The sequence below is a fragment of the Blautia sp. AF26-2 genome, assembly GCF_003460955.1.
GTDB lineage: Bacteria > Bacillota > Clostridia > Lachnospirales > Lachnospiraceae > Fusicatenibacter > Fusicatenibacter saccharivorans.
Window position 1 is genome coordinate 89,235 of record NZ_QTWD01000009.1, and the last position, 13,305, is coordinate 102,539.

Genomic DNA, 13,305 nt, shown 5'->3' on the forward strand with positions numbered 1-13,305 from the left:
CTGGAATATCGGAGGAAGGTGTGCTACAATGAGCGAAATACGAAGAAAGGCAGGTGGAAGAACATGGATTATCTGACAGAAAATGTGGCGGTCAATCTGAAACGGATCCGGCAGTCGAAAGGGATGAGTCTCGACCAGGCCTCAGAGCAGACCGGGGTCAGCAAGAGTATGCTCTCGCAGATCGAAAAGGGAACGGCGAACCCGTCGCTTGGCGTGCTCGGGAAGATTACGAGCGGCCTGCGGATTGAATTTCAGGAGCTGATTGCAACGCCGCTGGTGGATAGTTATCTTGTGACACCGGAGGATCTGGTTCCGACGAAAGAGCTGGAGGGGCAGTACACTGTGTGGACGTGCTTTCCGTATGAGGACACGCGGCTTGTGGAAATCTACCGCATCGACATCGAACCGGGCGGAACGTATGTGAGCGGCGGCCACGGAGAGAAAACAAGAGAGTACCTGGTGGTGACAGACGGCGTGATGACCGTGGAGTGCAATGGAAAAGAGCATGAGATCCACTTGAAGCAGGCATTCCGTTTCGAGACAGACCAGACCCACATCTACCGCAACAGAGGGACGGAGAAGACGAGCTGCATGTGTTTCTTTCTCGACTATCACTAAAAGCCGCAGAATAACAGGCTTTCTTTTTTTGAATGAACTGTTCAATATAATGGACAGAAGTCCACTGGAACATCAGAATAAAAAACAACGGATATGAAAAAAAATACGGCGGAAGACGAAAAAACATCAAAAAAGAATAGAAAAAGCGGGTGTTAAAGAAAAAGCAAAAATAAAAAACTTTTTTAAAAAAAGTAATTGACAAATATAGGGAGTGGTGCTATTGTATGGTTGTACAAAATAATAAACGAAAAACAAAGCAAAGACGCTTACCAACGAGTAGTCTTTGCTTTGTTGTTTTTTATTTAAAAAATCTTTTCAACGCTATGGGAGGATAACACTATGAGATTAAAAGACACAGGATTAACGGTTCAGGACATCAAAGACAAAGTAAACAAGTACATGATCGAGACCTACGAGCGTTTCGATTTCCTTGCAGAAACCGCAGAGGGGATGTACATGTACGACGAAAACGGAACGCCGTATCTTGACTTTTACGCAGGCATCGCCGTAAACAACGCCGGAAACAGAAACCCGAAAGTTGTTGCTGCAGCAAAAGAGCAGCTCGACGATATCATGCATACCTTCAACTATCCATACACCATCCCGCAGGCACTGCTTGCTGAGAAAGTCTGCGAGACCATCGGCATGGACAAGATCTTCTATCAGAACTCCGGTACCGAGGCGAACGAGGCCATGATCAAAATGGCAAGAAAGTACGGCATCGAGAAATACGGCCCGAACCGTTACCACATCGTAACCGCAAAGATGGGCTTCCATGGAAGAACCTTCGGTGCCATGTCTGCAACCGGTCAGCCGGGCAACGGATGCCAGGTTGGATTCGGACCGATGACCTACGGATTCTCCTACGCACCGTACAATGATCTGCAGGCCTTCAAAGATGCATGTACCGAAAACACCATCGCCATCATGGTTGAGCCGGTACAGGGCGAAGGCGGTGTTCATCCGGCAACGAAAGAGTTCATGCAGGGACTCCGGAAGTTCTGTGATGAGAACGACATGCTGCTTCTGATTGATGAAGTACAGACCGGCTGGTGCAGAACCGGTGCGGTAATGTCTTACATGAACTACGGCATCAAACCGGATATCGTATCCATGGCAAAAGGTCTTGGCGGCGGAATGCCGATTGGCGCAATCTGCGCAACAGCTGAAGTAGCAAAAGCCTTTACCCCGGGATCTCACGGAACTACCTTCGGCGGCCATCCAGTCAGCTGTGCAGCAGCACTGGCAGAAGTCAACGAACTGATCGACCGCGACCTTGCCGGAAATGCAAAGAAAGTCGGTGATTACTTCGCAGAAAAATTAGCAAAACTGCCGCATGTCAAAGAAGTCAGACATCAGGGACTGCTGGTCGGCGTAGAGTTTGATGATACCATCAGCGGCGTAGAAGTCAAACATGGCTGCCTTGACCGCCATCTGCTGATCACCGCCATCGGAGCGCACATCATTCGTCTGATCCCTCCGCTTATCGTAACCGAGGAGGACTGCGACAAGGCAGTTGCTATCATCGAAGAAACCGTAAAAGCTCTGGAAAAATAAAGAATTCTTATAGAAACAAAGAAAATCTCATAGCGTGAAAAGAACAGGACAAGGACGTCAAAAAGCAAAGAACCATGCTTCGCCCCTGTCCTGTTTTTCTTTTCATTCTGTGAATCGGAAACAACAGGTAAAACAGAGAAATTAAATGTGAGAGGAAAACGGTATGGGACATCTGGTTATCACAATCGGCTGCGAGTACGGAGCCAAAGGAAATGCCATCGGCAGGAAAATTGCGGAGGATCTCGGAATTAAGTTCTACGACCGCGAGCTGGTGGATCAGATTATTGAAGAAGTCGGAATTCCGAAAGACATCATGAACCGTGTAGAAGAGGGCGGTACGATTGCCGGAAAAGGAGCCGAGGGCGATGTCCGTGGATCCTTCTCAAAATATGCGGACCTGACCGAGCGTGCGATTCATGTACAGAAGCAGATCATCCGGAAACTGGCAGAAAAAGAGGCCTGCGTCATCATCGGACGATCCGCGGATTACATCTTAAAGGACAGCAAAGATATCAAGCTCCTCCGGGCTTTTATCTATGCACCGGATGAGATCCGCATTCAGAATATCATGAAGAGCCACAGCCTTTCCGAGAGCGATGCAAAAATTCTGCTGCTCGAGAAGGACAAACGGTATCACAAGCGTCATCTGGCGCTGACCGGCAGCAACCGCGGAGACCGGCACAACCGAGACATTCTGATCAACAGTGCATTCCTTGGTGTGGAGGGCACAGCGGAGTATCTCGAGGAACTGATTCAGAAGAAATACGGAAGCGGGGAGGAATAAGCCATGGAACAGAAAAAATCAGAATTTGACAAAGTATTAGGTGCATGGGATATTCTCGTCATCGCTTTTGGAGCCATGATCGGCTGGGGCTGGGTCGTATCCTCAGGAAGCTGGATTCAGAAAGGCGGCGTTGTCGGAGCTTCAATTGCGTTTGCGATCGGCGGTGTCATGATCTTTTTCATCGGACTGACTTACGCAGAACTGACTGCAGCGATGCCGCAGTGCGGCGGCGAGCACGTCTTCAGCTACAAGGCGATGGGCCCGAACGGTTCGTTCATCTGTACCTGGGCGATTATTTTAGGATACGTCAGTGTTACGTGTTTCGAGGCGTGCGCCTTCCCAACCATCATCACATATCTGTGGCCGGGATTCCTGAAAGGCTATATGTACAGCGTGGCAGGATTTGATATCTATGCTTCCTGGGTAGCCGTAGCCGTTATTGTAGCGTTCCTCATCACACTGATCAATGTGCTGGGCGCAAAAACAGCAGCCGTTCTGCAGACGGTCCTTACCTGTATCATCGGCGGCGCTGGTATCCTTCTGATTGTGGCATCCGTGATCAACGGAGATTCCAGCAATCTGCAGGGACAGATGTTCGTCGGCGAGAGCACCGGAACGATGTTCCAGAACATCATCAAAGTTGCTGTTGTTACCCCGTTCTTCTTCATCGGCTTTGACGTTATCCCGCAGGCAGCAGAGGAAATCAACGTTCCGTTAAAGAAAATCGGTAAAATGATGATTCTCTCCGTTGTACTCGCTGTTGTTTTCTATTCCTGTGTTATCCTGGCTGTCGGCTATGTGCTGAACCCGTCCGAAATCCTGAGCTCGGAAGCAGGAACCGGACTTGTCACAGCAGATGCGATGGCGAAAGCGTTCGGTACAGCGGTTATGGCAAAAGTCATCATCGTCGGCGGTATGTGCGGTATCATCACATCCTGGAACTCCTTTATGATCGGCGGTTCCCGTGCCCTGTACTCTATGGCTGAATCCTACATGATTCCGCCGATGTTCGCAAAGCTTCATCCGCAGCACAAAACTCCGATCAACGCCCTGTTCCTGATCGGCGCGCTGACTATGCTGGCTCCGTTTGCAGGACGAGGCATGATGGTGTGGATCTGTGATGCAGGTAACTTTGGATGCTGTCTTGCCTACTGTATGGTATCTCTTTCCTTCCTGATCCTGCGGAAGAAAGAGCCGGATATGCCGCGTCCGTACCGTGTTCCGGCATACAAATTTGTTGGAACGATGGCAGTTCTGATGTCCGGATGTATGGTACTTGTTTACTGCATTCCTGGTTCCGGCGGAACGCTGGTATGGCAGGAGTGGCTGATGGTAGGCGGCTGGAGCCTCCTCGGTGTTGTATTCTTTGCAGTCTGCAAGTTCAAATATAAAGAGAAGTTCGGCAGCCTGATCGAGCTGATCTCCGACGAGGACGCAGCGTCCCTGATGCCGGAGGCAGACGATGCGGAACTCGACGTTGTTATCGATGCAGCAATCGACCGTGTTCTTGCCAAAATGGCTGGCTGAAGCTGAGATAGGATAAAACAAAGCGTGTCGGAAAGAAAAATTTTCGGCACGCTTTCTGAAAGAAAGGGGAAAAATAAGATGAATCCATTCGAATTTTCGATTCCACAGAATATTATTGTCGGAGCAGGAACGCTTGCCAAACTGCCGGAGTGTGCCAAGAAGATGGGCGGAACCCATGCGATGATTCTTTCCGGTCCTACCCTGAAAAAAATGGGCGTTGTGGATAAAGCAGCGGACAGCCTGAAAGCGGCAGGCATCGCAGCCGATATTTTCACAGATATTGAGGCGAATCCGTCTGTGACGACAGTAGAAAAAGCAACCGAGAGCTATCTTGCTTCCGGCGCAGACTTTCTCGTAGCACTCGGCGGCGGTTCTCCGATGGATGTAGCAAAGGCCGTCGGTGTGACGGCAAAATACGGCGGAAGCATCACGGAATACGAAGGCGCACACAAAGTGCCGGGAAAAATTGTCCCGCTGATTGCCATTCCGACGACTGCGGGAACCGGCTCCGAGGTGACCGCATTTTCCGTGATCACCGACCACAGCAGAGATTACAAGCTGACCGTATTTAGCTATGAACTTCTTCCAGAGTACGCGATTCTCGATCCGGAACTTTTAACTTCCGCTCCGGCATCCGTTGCGGCAGCGTGCGGTATTGATGCTTTTATCCATGCGGAGGAGGCTTATATTTCTACAGCTGCATCTCCGTTTTCCGATGCCATGGCAGAAAAAGCGATGGAATTGATCGGTAAAAATATCCGCCGTTTCGTGGCGCGCAGAACCGATCTCGAAGCCGCAGAGGCGATGCTGACCGGTTCGCTGTTCGCGGGTATTGCATTTTCCTACGCAAGACTTGGAAATGTCCATGCAATGAGTCATCCTGTGAGCGCCTTCTTCGATGTGCCGCACGGCGTGGCAAATGCCGTTCTGCTTCCGGTCATCGCAGAGTACAATGCACTGGCAGACCATGGAAGATATTTGAAGATCTACAACTACATCAGCGAAATCCCGGCATACGCCGATGAATTTGAGCCGATGATGCTGGTCGGCGCGATCCGCGAGCTGACCGCAGCCATCGGAATCCCGGCCAGCCTGACCGATGCGATCCGCCAGGCGGCAAAGGGAAAAGAAGTGACAGCAGAGGAGATCGAGAGCAAAATCGTGCCGATGGCGGTAGATGCGATGAAGAGCGGAAACATCGCCGTCAACCCGAGAGCGTCCTGTCAGCAGGACATCGAGGCGCTGTACCGGAAAGCACTGTAAGAGACAAGCTAATTTATAGAAGAAACCGTAAAGGGCGATGCTGTGAAAAGTATGTACAGAATCGTCCTTTTTCTGCTTGTCTTCCGAAAATATGTGCTGTAAAATAAATTTATCGTGCTGTTCTTACAAAACAAAGCAGCGAGGGGTGGATTTTTTTATTAAATCTTACTATTGGAGGAAGCAAAACATGGAAAATAATGTATTGCAGCAATTAAAAGAAAATATCGCAAAGGTCATGATCGGAAACGAGCGCACGATCGAGCTTGTCCTGACCTGCCTTGTTGCCAAAGGTCATATCCTGCTCGAGGATGTCCCAGGGACAGGAAAAACGGTCATGGCGAAATCCCTTGCGAAATCCGTCGAGGCAGAGTTCGGCCGCATCCAGTTCACACCGGACTTACTGCCGTCCGATGTTACCGGTCTCAATTATTTTGATGCCAAAAGCGGAGAGTTCGTCTTTTCGAAAGGCCCTGCCTTCTGCAACATTCTGCTTGCCGATGAGATCAACCGTGCAACGCCGAAGACGCAGAGCAGCCTTCTCGAGTGCATGGCTGAGCGCCAGATCACCGTGGACGGTGTGACACGGCCGCTCGAGGAGCCGTTCCTCGTCATCGCCACGCAGAACCCGCTCGAGACGCTCGGAACCTTCCCGCTGCCGGAGGCGCAGATGGACCGTTTTTTAATGAAACTTTCGATGGAAGCATTAAGCCCGGCGGAAGAGACGCAGATGATCGCCCGTTTCCTGACCGAGGAGCCGCTCGCCGAGCTGTCGTCTGTCTGCCCAAAAGAAGAAATCCGTACCCTGCAGGAGGCGTGTAAAGAAGTCTACCTGCATCCGGAACTGGTACAGTATCTCGTCCGCATCGTACAGGAGACGAGAGTCAACAGCAAGATTGCAAGCGGTGTGAGCCCGCGTGGAACACTCGCATTTTTACGTGCCGTACAGGGCCACGCGCTGGTGCAGGGACGAAACTACGTTGTGCCGGAGGACTTCAAGACCGTGGCTGTTCCGGTACTCGCACACCGTCTCACCATGCAGATCGGCGCAGACGACGGAAGAGCCGCAGAATCGGTGATCGAGGAAATTTTAAACCGCATCGATCTGCCGACCGAAAACTGGTCAGGAAGGTAACGGACTATGCTTCTTTTATTACTATTTGGAATGGCGCTCGCCTGGTTTCTGCAGAAAAAGCTGTACCAGAAAAACTGGCAGAAAAATCTGAAAATCCAGGTCAGCTTCCAGGATTCCGCGATCTATGAGGGCGAGGAGAGTACGTTAAAAGAGGTCATCGTAAACGACAAACTGCTGCCGATTCCGGCACTCGAGCTTGGCATTTCGATGAGCCGCAATCTGGAATTCGACCGCGAGGCAAAAGCAAACGCGAGCATCACCGACCAGAGCTACAAACGCGATGTCTTTTCGTTCCTGTTTCATCAGCAGATCACGAGAACACTGCCGTTTCAGGCGAAAAAACGAGGATTCTACGAGATCACCGGTGCGCATGCCGTAGCGTACGATCTTTTTTTCCGGGAGGGTCTTTACAGCGATTACCCGCAGCAGACACAGATGTACGTTTACCCGCGCCAGGTCGATACTGCACGGATTCAGATGATCTGCCGTGCCGTGTCGGGCATGGTTCTGTCACGGAATCGCCTGTACGAGGACCCGTTTGAATTTTCCGGTATCCGCGATTACCGGAAAGAAGACCCGATGAACCGCATCAACTGGAAATCGTCGGCACGGATGGGAGATCTGATGGTCAATCAGTTTGACGCGACGACGAGCGTGGAAGTTACGGTGCTTCTCGATATCGAGGACGCCAACATTCTGCGCGAGGAAGCGCAGGTCGAGGAGAGCATCCGCATCACGTCTTCGCTTGCGGCGCGGATGGTGAAAAACAAGATGAATCTGTGGGTGAAGAGCAATGCGAAAGATGAGGAGACCGGCGAGGAGCTGCGTGTCCATCTGGCAGCGGGCGCCGGAAAAACAGCGGAGCTGAACCGGAAACTGGCGTGCGTGCAGCTTGGGGGCAATCTCACAGGCAGCGCGGAGTTTCTGCACAAAGAGGCGGAAAAAGAGCTCACCGGCCACACCTACGTTGTCGTATCCAAAAACAGAACCGATGAGGTCCGTGAGGCGCTTCATCTGCTCTCCGGTGCGCAGAACCAGGTGTTGTGGGTGATTCCGTATCTGCCGGGCGAAGAAGTTCCGTCGGAGCAGAACCGTGCGTACACCGCAATCGGCTGGGAGGTGAAACCATGGAAATAAAAAAGACACTGGTACAGATCCCGCTGACCTGGCTTCATGTCTGGCTTTTATTCGCCGGCATCTATGGCTTTGCCGCCGGTTTTCTGGAGCTGACGGGAAGGGAGGCGATGTATTTCTGCGCCATATCCTTATTGATGCTGATTCCGGCCGCCGCAAGCTGGATTCTGATCCGGAAAACGAAAGCACTCTGGCAGTTTCTGCTTGGCGGAATTGCGGTCTGCGCGGTGACGTATCTGGCAGCGAAATTTTTCTGTTCCCTGTTCAGTGTGCAGGCGGCAGCGGTAATTGAAGCGGCTGCGGCGGCAAACGATGGAAAAAACAAGTTTGAGAACGGTATTTCTCCTGCATTTCTGGAGAGCCTTTCCGGCGTGATGACGGGTCTTATGGCCGCTGTGATTTTCCTGATCCGCGGCTATGTCAGAATCCGCAAAGGCCAGTTAAAGAAAGCAGCGCAGGAACTGCCGGCCGGCTCAATGCCGCTGGCAGATATGGAAGCGTGGGAGATCCCGACGCTCCTCGATGAGCCAAAGCCCCTTCATTTTCTCTGGTTTATGATACAGTATGTGATCGGTGTGCTGATGAAAATGCCGTTCTACTGGCATCTGATCTACTGGTTTTTCTTTGCAGATGTATTCCTGTGCTTCTTCTGCCAGTACCTCGACGGCATGCACGGGTTCATCCGTGACCATCAGAAAATCGCCAATCTCCCGGTGGAGACGATGCAGCGGACGGGAAAACTGATCCTGAAAATTGCAGTACTCCTTCTGGTACTGTTCGTGCTCCCATCGGCGCTCTACGGAAAGGATCCGATTGCGGAGGCGATCGCAGGATATGAGCCGAAAGAGCTGGAAAGCGATCTTACGATCGAAACACCGGAGGCCGAGGCGCCGCAGGGCATGGAGCAGGCCGATCTGTCCGATATGCTGGGGGACAAAGAGTACAAACCGATGCCGCAGTGGATCCAGAATCTTTTTACGGCGGTCATGTATCTTGTGATGGTTGCCGTCGGAACCGCGGTTCTGCGGGCGATTTACCAGAGCGTAAAAAATGCGGGAAAAGCCTTCTCAGAGGATGAGGAGGACGAAGTTCTCTTCCTGCATCAGGGAAACGACGAACGGGAAAATCTGCCGTGGCGGCGGGAAAAGAAAGAGGGCTATCTCTCCCCGAATATGCGTATCCGCCGGAAGTATAAAAAAACGATCAAAAAAGCCGGAAAATACCAGCCGACCGGAGCCGAAACCCCGGCGGAGCTGGAAGAGAGAAACGAGCTTTCCGGCGACGGCATGAGACGGCTGCACGACGGCTATGAAAAAGCCCGTTACAGCCGCGAGGGCTGCACAAAAGAAGAGGCGGAAGCGCTGCGGAACTGATTTAAAACCAGTTCCCGGCAGCGGTCCACAGCCAATAGAGAAAGCCGAGCAGCCAGCTTGCAAAGACACCGTACAGAATGACAGGTCCGGCGATGGTGAAAATTTTCGCACCGATGCCGAAGACCTGTCCTTCTTTTTTATATTCAATCGCAGGAGCTGCAACCGAGTTGGCAAAGCCGGTGATCGGGACGAGCGCACCGCAGCCGGCAAAGGTGACGATTTTCTGATAGATGTTGAGGCCGGTTAAAATCACACTGCTAAGGATCAGAATCAGCGAGCACCAGGAGCCGGCGTCATCTTTGCTGAGCGAGAACTGCGTTTTGCCGATATGGAGCAGAATCTGCCCCACGACACAGATCAGACCGCCGACGATAAAGGCTTTTGCCATATTGCAGAAGAGATTCTGCTTTGGCGTCACCTCTTTGACAAACTGTTCGTATTCTTTTTTTGCCCGTTCATTTTTTAAACTCTGCATCACATCTTACCTCCAGTTCTTATTGAAATCCACTTGCAAAATAATAGAGAGAGCCCGCGATTTTCCCTGCCGCCATGCAGAGAATTACAAACGGCAGTCCGCGCGTCAGTCCGATCCGGCGGCAGAGGATCGAAAACAGGTTGACGACTTCGCCGAGCGCGATGATCCAGCTTCCCAGATAAATGCCCGCAAAAAGCCAGAACACACCGGCCGTCCAGGAGGGCAGGGAAAACGAGAAGGTGCCAAGCGAGAAAAGATCGCCGAACAGCGCCCCGGCCATACAGCAGCATTCGTAAAAACGCAGGCTCTCTGCTGTCTTTGTGATGCCGGCGTACCGTGTCACGATGCCAAGGCCGATCACAAGCGCGACAAGGCCGCTCGCGATGAAAAAGCCAAGGCTAAGACCGGCTGTGATCAGCAGGATCTCTGGCAGGATTCGCATGAAAAGCCTCCTTTCCTTTACCGGAGCGGTCGTTCTGTTCGATAATGGTCGTATCGATATCATCCTCGTAGACCCGCATTTCCACCTCGAGCGGCGTCGGGTCCTGCGTGAATTTCCGCCGTCCGAAATGGTTGAAATAGAGCACGACGCCAAGGCCGATGCCGATGGAATATGAAATTTCCAGCACCGAAAATCCGGGCGTCATCTGCGGGAGAAAACGGGTGTAAACATCCAAAAACAGCTCGCGGACGCCGATGTCGGTGTGGAAGGTCATAATGGAAAACGCAGTTCCGATAAACGTAAGGATGCCGACCAGAATCGTTTTGCACCAGCTGATCCAGGTGTTTTTCTGACGCGGATCCTCGTACGTTAAAATAAAATTCGGCTCGCCGATGTGGGTGACATCGACGTGCTCCTCGGCCTCCGTGACGAGGCGGACGAGGGTGGAGGCGGAGCAGACGTAGCGCCCGTATCCGTCATCGGGAAGATGCGCCACGCGGCGGACCTGATTGCGGGCAAGGACAGCGCCGTCTGAACAGGAAAGCTGCGCCACATCGCCGAGCGTCACGACGGGACTGGTGATTTTGATATTACGCTCCGTCTGAAGATACAGCATTTCACTCATGAAAAACATTCCTCTAAAAGTTTCTGAAACAGGATTTTTGTGCTACAGCGTACAGAGTTCCCTAAAACAGGAAAATCATGCGTAAGAATGGAAAAAACGGAAATACTGAAGGTCAGAAATGGTAAGACGCAAAATAAGAAAACGGAGGAATTTGCCGATGAGACAGATGACAGGAAAGCAGAGCATCTCGTTTGCTAAAGCCGTCTATATCGAGGGCAGCGCGGCGATTGTAGGAGAAAAGGAAAAGGATGGACCGCTGGGCGAATACTTTTCGCACACGCTTTCGGACCCGATGTGCGGGCAGGAGAGCTGGGAGGAGGGCGAGAGTGAACTGCAGCTTGCCACCGCGAAGCTGGCAATGCAGAAAGCCAATGTGAGGCCAGAGCAGATCCGCATGATTTTTGCGGGCGATCTTCTGGCACAGTCAATCGCATCATCGTTCGGCCTGGTGGATCTGAACTGCCCGCTCTACGGCCTGTTCGGTGCCTGCTCGACGATGGGAGAGGCGCTTTCGCTTGGCGCGATGGCAGTCGCAGGAGGATACGGTGACCGGGTGCTGGCGGTGACATCGAGCCATTTTGGAACGGCGGAGAAGGAGTTCCGTTTTCCGCTCGCCTACGGAAACCAGCGCCCGCCGTCCGCGAGCTGGACGGTGACGGGAAGCGGCGCGTGTGTGCTTGGAAAAACGAAGAGCAGAGTGAAAATCACGGGCGCTACGACGGGAAAAATCATTGATTACGGGCTGAAAGACAACCAGAACATGGGCGCCTGCATGGCCCCCGCTGCGTGCGATACGATTGCACAGAACCTCGTCGATTTCAACCGGGAACCGGTCGATTACGACCGCATTGTGACGGGAGATCTCGGCGTTGTGGGGCGGGAAATTCTGCTGGAGCTGCTGAAGAAAAAAGGATACGATATCTCGGAACAGCACAGTGACTGCGGCATGCTGATCTTCGATCCGGCAAAACAGGACACCGGTGCGGGCGGAAGCGGCTGCGGCTGTGCGGCATCGGTGCTGGCGGAGTATCTGCTGCCGAAGCTGGAAAACGGAGAGTGGAAGAGGATTCTGTTTGTACCGACTGGTGCGCTGATGTCGAAGGTCAGCTTTCAGGAGGGCAGCAGCGTGCCTGGTATTGCACAGGCGGTTGTAATCGAGAGGGAGGAGGATGTGTAAAATGGGAACGTTCATGGAATATTTCAATGCCTTCTGGGTCGGCGGCCTCATTTGTGCCCTGTGCCAGATTCTGCTCGACCGCACGAAAATGCTGCCGGGAAGAATTATGGTAACGCTTGTGTGCACGGGCGCGGTGTTGAGCTTTCTGGGACTCTACGATCCATTTGCAGAATACGCCGGGGCAGGCGCGTCGGTGCCGCTGCTCGGGTTCGGGCATCTTTTGTTTCAGGGAGTAAAAGATGCCGTAAAAGAAAGCGGATTTTTAGGATTGTTCCAGGGCGGATTAAAGGCGGGGGCTGTCGGAACATCAGCGGCGTTGATTTTCGCGTATCTTGCAAGCTGGATTTTCCAGCCGAAGATGAAAAAATAGCAGGTGAAAAATTGCGCAGAAGCAGGCGGAATGATATAATAAAAAAATGCCGCAGAAAAAAGCAGAATCGCAGCGGCAGGACGAATACAGAAAAAAGCGGGTGTTTTGCGGAAAAAACATCAAAACACCCGCGACAGGAAGAAAGGAAGTCTGCAATGAAGACAAGAGAAGAAGCGCTATCCTATGGCCTTTCCTTCCCGGACACATATCAGGAAGCACCGTTCCACGATGACAACTGGCAGCTCATCCGCGTGAAAGGAAGCAAAAAGGCATTTCTGTGGGTCTATGAAAAGGACGGAATCATTCAGCTGAATGTAAAAGCAAACCCGGAATGGCGGGACTACTGGCGCGATGCATTCGCGTCAGTTATCCCGGGATATCATCAGAACAAAGAACATTGGAACACGATTCTCCTCGACGGAACCGTACCCGATGACGCTGTGCGTACCATGATCGCCGAGAGCTACGACATCATCACGGACAGCCCGACCAAAAGAATCTATGAGGCGGTAAAGCAGATTCCGCGCGGAAAAGTGGCGACATACGGCCAGATAGCAGCGCTTGCAGGCGAGCCGAAGATGGCGCGTGCCGTGGGAAACGCCTTACATAAAAACACAGATCCGGAGCACATTCCATGCTACCGTGTGGTAAACTCCAAAGGCGAACTGGCCGCGGAATTTGTCTTCGGCGGCGCCGGGAAACAGGCGGATATGCTGGAGGCAGACGGCATTGTGCTGGAAAACGGCCGCGTCAATTTAAAGAAGTACGGCATCAACGTGGAAGAGATGCTGGCACAGCGGGAGCTGGAGCAAAACTGAAAAAATAGGA

The 13,305-nt window shown here is 52.2% G+C and carries 14 protein-coding genes; 11 read left to right on the forward strand and 3 right to left on the reverse strand.

Going from position 1 to position 13,305, the window contains the following annotated elements; genetic code table 11:
- The first annotated feature begins 63 nt into the window (after nt 1-63).
- From DWY63_RS12730 to DWY63_RS12765, 8 genes are all read left to right on the forward strand, one after another.
- Nucleotides 64-618 carry a helix-turn-helix domain-containing protein gene (locus DWY63_RS12730; protein ID WP_055228043.1) on the forward strand — a complete coding sequence of 185 codons (555 nt, stop codon included), beginning with the start codon at nt 64-66 and terminating at the stop codon, nt 616-618.
- A gap of 339 nt (nt 619-957) precedes the next feature.
- On the forward strand, nt 958-2,175 hold the full coding sequence (locus DWY63_RS12735; RefSeq protein WP_117509834.1) for an aspartate aminotransferase family protein: 1,218 nt from the start codon (nt 958-960) through the stop codon (nt 2,173-2,175).
- A 163-nt stretch (nt 2,176-2,338) separates the two neighbouring features.
- A complete protein-coding gene (locus tag DWY63_RS12740) occupies nt 2,339-2,959 on the forward strand; it encodes a cytidylate kinase-like family protein (RefSeq protein ID WP_055219997.1) in 621 nt (206 codons plus the stop codon).
- 3 nt (nt 2,960-2,962) lie between these two features.
- The gene (locus DWY63_RS12745; RefSeq protein ID WP_055219995.1) at nt 2,963-4,486 is read left to right on the forward strand and encodes an APC family permease; all 1,524 of its coding nucleotides are present in this window, start codon (nt 2,963-2,965) and stop codon (nt 4,484-4,486) included.
- Nucleotides 4,487-4,564: 78 nt separating this feature from the next.
- Entirely contained in the window at nt 4,565-5,749 is a 1,185-nt protein-coding gene (locus tag DWY63_RS12750) for an iron-containing alcohol dehydrogenase family protein (protein ID WP_117802395.1), read from the forward strand.
- Nucleotides 5,750-5,936: 187 nt separating this feature from the next.
- Complete coding sequence (locus tag DWY63_RS12755) at nt 5,937-6,881, forward strand: AAA family ATPase (protein ID WP_117509836.1); 945 nt, start codon at nt 5,937-5,939, stop codon at nt 6,879-6,881.
- Between the two features lie 6 nt (nt 6,882-6,887).
- Complete coding sequence (locus DWY63_RS12760; RefSeq protein WP_117802355.1) at nt 6,888-8,018, forward strand: DUF58 domain-containing protein; 1,131 nt, start codon at nt 6,888-6,890, stop codon at nt 8,016-8,018.
- The gene (locus DWY63_RS12765) at nt 8,009-9,388 is read left to right on the forward strand and encodes a DUF4129 domain-containing protein (RefSeq protein ID WP_117802356.1); all 1,380 of its coding nucleotides are present in this window, start codon (nt 8,009-8,011) and stop codon (nt 9,386-9,388) included. The genes DWY63_RS12760 and DWY63_RS12765 overlap by 10 nt, the downstream gene beginning before the upstream one ends.
- A gap of 1 nt (nt 9,389) precedes the next feature.
- On the opposite strand, the gene spoVAC is transcribed toward DWY63_RS12765, so the two are convergent.
- Genes spoVAC through DWY63_RS12780 form a run of 3 tightly spaced genes read right to left on the reverse strand, consistent with a single transcriptional unit; the run spans nt 9,390 to nt 10,930 of the window.
- Complete coding sequence (spoVAC, locus tag DWY63_RS12770; protein WP_055219988.1) at nt 9,390-9,863, reverse strand: stage V sporulation protein AC; 474 nt, start codon at nt 9,861-9,863, stop codon at nt 9,390-9,392.
- Nucleotides 9,864-9,882: 19 nt separating this feature from the next.
- Nucleotides 9,883-10,305, reverse strand: a complete 423-nt coding sequence (locus DWY63_RS12775; RefSeq protein WP_055219986.1) for a stage V sporulation protein AB — start codon at nt 10,303-10,305, stop codon at nt 9,883-9,885.
- A complete protein-coding gene (locus DWY63_RS12780; protein WP_055219984.1) occupies nt 10,262-10,930 on the reverse strand; it encodes a stage V sporulation protein AA in 669 nt (222 codons plus the stop codon). Before DWY63_RS12780 ends, DWY63_RS12775 begins: the two co-directional genes overlap by 44 nt.
- Before the next feature lie 157 nt (nt 10,931-11,087).
- On the opposite strand from DWY63_RS12780, the gene spoVAD reads away from it, so the two are divergent.
- From spoVAD to DWY63_RS12795, 3 genes are all read left to right on the forward strand, one after another.
- Nucleotides 11,088-12,107 carry a stage V sporulation protein AD gene (gene spoVAD / locus DWY63_RS12785; RefSeq protein WP_117802357.1) on the forward strand — a complete coding sequence of 340 codons (1,020 nt, stop codon included), beginning with the start codon at nt 11,088-11,090 and terminating at the stop codon, nt 12,105-12,107.
- A gap of 13 nt (nt 12,108-12,120) precedes the next feature.
- Nucleotides 12,121-12,477 carry a SpoVA/SpoVAEb family sporulation membrane protein gene (locus DWY63_RS12790; RefSeq protein WP_055220161.1) on the forward strand — a complete coding sequence of 119 codons (357 nt, stop codon included), beginning with the start codon at nt 12,121-12,123 and terminating at the stop codon, nt 12,475-12,477.
- A 155-nt stretch (nt 12,478-12,632) separates the two neighbouring features.
- On the forward strand, nt 12,633-13,295 hold the full coding sequence (locus DWY63_RS12795; RefSeq protein WP_055220159.1) for a methylated-DNA--[protein]-cysteine S-methyltransferase: 663 nt from the start codon (nt 12,633-12,635) through the stop codon (nt 13,293-13,295).
- Nucleotides 13,296-13,305: the final 10 nt, after the last annotated feature.

Coding starts and splice junctions, on each gene's coding strand:
- DWY63_RS12730 (WP_055228043.1), top strand. CDS start 64: ATGGATTATCTGACAGAAAATGTGGCGGTCAATCTGAAACGGATCCGG.
- DWY63_RS12735 (WP_117509834.1), top strand. CDS start 958: ATGAGATTAAAAGACACAGGATTAACGGTTCAGGACATCAAAGACAAA.
- DWY63_RS12740 (WP_055219997.1), top strand. CDS start 2,339: ATGGGACATCTGGTTATCACAATCGGCTGCGAGTACGGAGCCAAAGGA.
- DWY63_RS12745 (WP_055219995.1), top strand. CDS start 2,963: ATGGAACAGAAAAAATCAGAATTTGACAAAGTATTAGGTGCATGGGAT.
- DWY63_RS12750 (WP_117802395.1), top strand. CDS start 4,565: ATGAATCCATTCGAATTTTCGATTCCACAGAATATTATTGTCGGAGCA.
- DWY63_RS12755 (WP_117509836.1), top strand. CDS start 5,937: ATGGAAAATAATGTATTGCAGCAATTAAAAGAAAATATCGCAAAGGTC.
- DWY63_RS12760 (WP_117802355.1), top strand. CDS start 6,888: ATGCTTCTTTTATTACTATTTGGAATGGCGCTCGCCTGGTTTCTGCAG.
- DWY63_RS12765 (WP_117802356.1), top strand. CDS start 8,009: ATGGAAATAAAAAAGACACTGGTACAGATCCCGCTGACCTGGCTTCAT.
- spoVAC (WP_055219988.1), bottom strand. CDS start 9,863: ATGCAGAGTTTAAAAAATGAACGGGCAAAAAAAGAATACGAACAGTTT.
- DWY63_RS12775 (WP_055219986.1), bottom strand. CDS start 10,305: ATGCGAATCCTGCCAGAGATCCTGCTGATCACAGCCGGTCTTAGCCTT.
- DWY63_RS12780 (WP_055219984.1), bottom strand. CDS start 10,930: ATGAGTGAAATGCTGTATCTTCAGACGGAGCGTAATATCAAAATCACC.
- spoVAD (WP_117802357.1), top strand. CDS start 11,088: ATGAGACAGATGACAGGAAAGCAGAGCATCTCGTTTGCTAAAGCCGTC.
- DWY63_RS12790 (WP_055220161.1), top strand. CDS start 12,121: ATGGAATATTTCAATGCCTTCTGGGTCGGCGGCCTCATTTGTGCCCTG.
- DWY63_RS12795 (WP_055220159.1), top strand. CDS start 12,633: ATGAAGACAAGAGAAGAAGCGCTATCCTATGGCCTTTCCTTCCCGGAC.